The following is a 4813-nucleotide window of genomic DNA, read 5'->3' as shown; positions in this document are numbered from 1 at the left end:
GCCTGGCTCATCGCCTCGGCGCGGATCACCCGGCAGAAGCGCGTCCAGTCGATGACGGCGATCGCGATGATGACGGAGCTCAGGCCCGTGCCCAGAACCGCGACCAGAAGGATTGCGAACAGCACCGGCGGGAAGGCCATCCAGACATCGACCACGCGCGAGATGATGCGATCGGCCCAGCCGCCGAAATAGCCGGCTATCAGCCCCAGCGCCGAGCCGACGAGGCAAGCTGCCGATGCAGCGGCGAAGGCGACGATGAAGGCGATGCGGCCGCCGAAGATAACGCGCGACAGCAGGTCCCTGCCGAGGCTGTCGGTGCCAAGCCAGTAGCCGGGCTCGGCGCCGTCCAGCCAGAAGGGTGGCAGTCGCTCCAGCATCAGGTCCTGCGCCAGCGGATCCTGCGGCGCGATCAGTGGCGCGAAGATCGCCGCCAGCAGCGCGATCAGCAGCCAGCCGCCGGCGAGCCACAGCCGCGGGCTCAAGCCACGACGCGAGGTGCGGGCCTCATCCATGGCGCAGCCTCGGATTGAGCAGCGCATACATCATGTCGACGGCAAGGTTGATCAGCACGAAGAGCAGCGCGAAGACCAGCACGATCCCCTGGATCAGCGGCAGGTCTCGGTTGATGACCGCGTCGATCGCCATGTTGCCGAGACCTTCATAGGAGAACAGTCGCTCGACGATCACCGTGCCGCCGATGAGGAAAGTGAATTGCACGCCGACCAGCGTCAGCGTCGGCAGCGCCGCGTTCTTCAGCGCCTCGCGCAGGATGACCTGCGTTTCCGAAAAGCCCTTGACCCGCGCCAGCACGACATAGTCGAGGTCGAGCACTTCCTTCAGCGACTGTTTCAGCAGTTGTGCGATGATCGCGGCCAGTGGCAACGCCAGCGCAATAGCCGGCATAAGCATGTGCTTCAGCAGGTCCCAGGTCAGGTCGAAGCGCAGCCTGAGGATGCTCTCGACGAGGTAGAATTGCGTGACGAAGGGCAGGTCGAGTTCGGGCGATACCCGGCCCGAAATGTCGAATACCGGCAGCAGCACGCCGAAGAGCAGGATCAGCACCAGTCCCCACAGGAAGTCGGGAATGGAGAGCGTCGCGCCGCTTGCGACGTCGATTGCTGCTTCGATGGCTGTGCCCCGTTCACGCGCGCCGACGATCGCCGTCGGCACTCCGATCGCAATCGCCATCACCAGCGCTACGGTCGCCAGTTCCAGTGTCGCCGGCAGTCGGTTGAAGACCAGTCCCAGCACGTCCTGGCGCAGCGAGATCGACGTGCCGAAATCGCCATGCAGCACGCCGCCGAGCCAGATGAAGAATTGTTGCACGATGCTCTTGTCCAGCCCGTAGAGCGCGCGCAGCCGCGCGATGTCCGCGTCGCTGGCGCCCGGCGGCAGCATCATGGCGATCGGGTCGCCGGGCGCGACGCGGATGACGACGAAGACGACGATGGCCACGCCGAACAGCGTGACCAGCATCGTCAGGAGACGAATGAGGAATCGTTGCGGAAGCATGGTCGCCTGTAGGCCTGGCGGAAAGAGGCGCGCCACCGGACGGTGGCGCGCACGCAGTCTATGCCGCCATCAGGCCGGGGTCATCAGCGCCGGCAGCAGCGCGCCGGAAATGTGCTGCACGACATTCACCTTCTTCGAATGAACGATCGGCTGCGCATACTGGATAAGCGGCAGCACATAGGCCTGCTCGGCGATGTATTTGTCGACCGCCTTCCAGCCGGCGATGCGCTTGGCCTCGTCCTTCTCGCCCCAAAGCGGGCCGATCTTGGCGTCGAGGTCGTCGGTTTTCCACGACGAGTGCGGCGAGGGCCCGAACATGGCGAAGCCGGTCGAGGTCGTTGGATCGCCGATGGCGTTGCCCCAGTTGTAGAAGGCGGCCGGCGCCAGCTTGTGCGCGGCGCGCAACTCGTAATGCTTGGCGATCTCGTAGACCTCGATGTTGGCCTCGATGCCGACCTTGCGCCACATGCCCACGATCGCCTGCACCATCTCATAGTCCTTGGGCTTGAAGCCTTTGGTCGTCTGGATGGTGAATTTTGCCGGCTTCTTGGGCGAATAGCCGGAAGCGGCAAGCAGTTCCTTGGCCTTTTCCGGATCGTGCTCGACCTTGATCGACGGGTCGAAGGCCGCGTATTCCGGCGTCTCCAGTGTCGAAATCGGCTGGCCGTAGCCACGCAGCAGCCGCTTCACCAGAAGCTCCTTGTCCACCGCCATGACCGCCGCCTGGCGGACATTCTTGTCCAGCATCGCGTCCTTGTTGTTGAAGAAGATCATGCCGATGTCGGAGACGTTCTTGATCGAGCCGGTCAGCCCGCTCTTCTTGATGAGGCGGTCATATTCCTCGTACGGGATCTCGAGCGTCACCTGCGAGGAGCCGGATTCGATCTCGGCGACGCGGCTTGCCGCATCGGTGACGAACTTGATCGTCACATTCTCGAAGGCGGGCTTGGCGCCCCAGTAGTTCGGGTTGGCCTTGAGCCGCAGGAAGGCGTTGCGCTCGAACTTGTCGACCATGTAAGGGCCAGTGCCGATCGGCGCCTTCTCGAAACCTTCCGCGCCGACCTTCTGGTAGTAGGCCTTCGGCATGATGTAGCCGGTCAGGAACGACATCCATTTGAAATAGACCGGGTCGAACTGCACCACGTCGCCGGTGATCTTGTTGCCGTCGATCTTGAAGTTGTTGACGTTCTTCCAGACGAACTGGATCGGGTTGCCGGTCTTCTCGTCGCCCGCCCGGGTCAGCGACCACACGACGTCCTCCGGCGTGAAGGGAGAGCCGTCATGCCATTTCACGCCCTCGCGCACCGTCATCGTCACCTTGGTGCGGTCCTCGTTCCAGCCCCATTGGGTGAGCAGGCCTGGTGCGAACGACAGGTCCGGCTTCTGCGGGATGAACTGGTCGAACACCGACTGGTAGAGGCCCTGGATGGTCGGATTGACCGCCGAGGGACCGGTCGTCGGATCCCAGGACGGCAGGTTGACGTTATAGGCGATGGTGAGTTCGCCGGCTGCTTTTGCCGCGCTCGGCAGGCCGAGCGTGGCCGCGCCGAGCGCGGCGGCGCCATATCCGAGCAAATCGCGTCTGTTGATGGTCATGGTCGTTCCCCTTGTTGGTTTGTCTTGTTCGCGCGGCGTTCAATAGGCTCAAGCTGGTGGGCAACCGCGCCTTGTCCATCCTGGAGGTCCTTGGCTCACTGTCCTCCGAGTTGTTGAGCGAGCATGAAGCCGGATCCGGCACCGGTTCCGGCGCCGGGCCACGTCGCCGCGCCGGTGAGGTAGAGGTTGCCCACCGGCGTGTTCCAGCGGGCGAAGGAACGCGTGGGGCGGAACAGGAAATTCTGCGCCAAATGGTGGCTGCCGCAGATCTGGTCGCCGCCGACGAGGTTTGGATTCTCGCGCTCGAGGTCGAGTGGTGAGAACACCGCGCGGCCCAGTATCTTCTGGCGCAGGCCCGGTGCGTAGCTCTCGATGATGTCGAGCGCTCGCTCGGCATAGGCGTTTTTCACCGCGTCCCAATGGGCTGGCGCGATCTTGCCGGCCGCATCGCCCAGTATCTCGGCCGGCAGCATGCGCACCTGCACCCACAGCACATGCTTGCCGTCAGGCGCGCGTGACGGATCGACGGCCGTCGGCTGCCCGACAACCAGTACAGGCTGGTCGGGCAGCATACCGGCGATCGCCTGCTGGTAGGTGCGCGACATGGTGTCGAGCGAAGGCGCCAGATGCACATAGGCAAACCGGCGGAGCTCGGCGCCCGCGCTCCAGTCCGGCAGGTCGTTCAGCGCCAGATGGATCATCATCGTGCCTGGCGCGTGGCGGAATTTTTTCATCGCGGCATCGAAGCCGGCGTCGCCGGAACCGCCGGGCAGGAGCTTACCCGGCAATGCCCTGGGCGCGACACCGGCGATCACGGCCTTGCTGGCAACGTGGAAATCGCCGGATGCAAGCCGCACGCCGCTCGCGCGGCCGCCCGCAATCGTGATCTCGGCCACTTCCGCGCCAGTCAGGATCTTGCCGCCTGCCGAGGTGACCATTCCGGCAAGCGCCCGGATGATGGTGTCGGCGCCACCCTTGCCCAACACCATGCCAAAGCTCTGGTTGGCCATCGATTCCAGGTAGGGGAACACCGCGCCACCGGCGATGTCGGGGGCGAAGTCGAGATGCATGCCCCAGGCGGCGAGCGTCGTCCTGACATGCGGCGTCTCGAAATTCTCCTCCAGCCATGCGCGCGGCGATGAGAGCAGCAACCGGCCGGTGTCGAGCGCGCCGGCAAGACCTTTCTTGCGCCAGAGGTTCCAGGCCGTGCCTGCAAGCGCGCGCGCGCTCATCGGCGAGCCGAGCAGCCGGAAAAGGTGCTCTGCCTCGCCCGGGAAGGCATCGACCAGCCTCCGCCAGGTGGCGGCATCGGCGGCGGAGAAGGCGCCCAGTCGCGCGGCGGTTTTTTCGAGATCGTTGCTGACCCCGAACCATTTGCCGTCGGGGAATACGCTGGCGAAACAGTCGGCGACAGGCGCGAAGTCGAGACCGTGGGTTTTCAATTCATTTGCATATTTCCGGTGGAAGGCTGAGCCGGCGAACAGGCTCAGATTCATCGCGCCGAAATCGTGCCGGTAGCCCGGAAGCGTGTATTCGCCGGTTTGCACTGCGCCGCCGATCGTCTGGCCGCGCTCGAAAATCGCGGTTTTCCAGCCTTTGAGCGCCAGATGCGCGGCGCATGCCAGACTGTTGTGGCCCGCCCCGACAAAGATGGCGTCGAACTCGCTCACGCCCCGCCCCAAAATGCTTTATGCTTAAAGATAAT

The 4813-nt window shown here is 64.3% G+C and carries 4 protein-coding genes; all 4 read right to left on the bottom strand.

The features are described 5' to 3' along the window. Positions 1-512, bottom strand: a 512-nt coding sequence (locus Q0L57_RS06155) for an ABC transporter permease (protein ID WP_296739586.1), incomplete at its 3' end; no start/stop codon positions are given. Next, a complete protein-coding gene (locus tag Q0L57_RS06150; protein ID WP_296739583.1) occupies positions 505-1512 on the bottom strand; it encodes an ABC transporter permease in 1008 nt (335 codons plus the stop codon). The genes Q0L57_RS06150 and Q0L57_RS06155, both read right to left, overlap by 8 nt. Before the next feature lie 69 nt (positions 1513-1581). After that, positions 1582-3108, bottom strand: coding sequence for an ABC transporter substrate-binding protein (locus Q0L57_RS06145; protein ID WP_296739580.1), 1527 nt, complete (start codon positions 3106-3108; stop codon positions 1582-1584). Between the two features lie 95 nt (positions 3109-3203). Next, positions 3204-4778, bottom strand: a complete 1575-nt coding sequence (locus Q0L57_RS06140; protein ID WP_296739577.1) for an NAD(P)/FAD-dependent oxidoreductase — start codon at positions 4776-4778, stop codon at positions 3204-3206. Positions 4779-4813: the final 35 nt, after the last annotated feature.

Origin of the sequence: Mesorhizobium sp. (assembly GCF_024509055.1) — a bacterium.
Classification (GTDB): domain Bacteria; phylum Pseudomonadota; class Alphaproteobacteria; order Rhizobiales; family Rhizobiaceae; genus Mesorhizobium.
The sequence above is the reverse complement of the archived record's forward strand: the minus strand, read 5'-3'. Positions and strand labels throughout refer to the sequence as shown.

What these genes read in the sequence shown, in the direction of transcription:
- Q0L57_RS06150 (WP_296739583.1), bottom strand. Translation starts at nt 1,512, where the DNA reads ATGCTTCCGCAACGATTCCTCATTCGTCTCCTGACGATGCTGGTCACG.
- Q0L57_RS06145 (WP_296739580.1), bottom strand. Translation starts at nt 3,108, where the DNA reads ATGACCATCAACAGACGCGATTTGCTCGGATATGGCGCCGCCGCGCTC.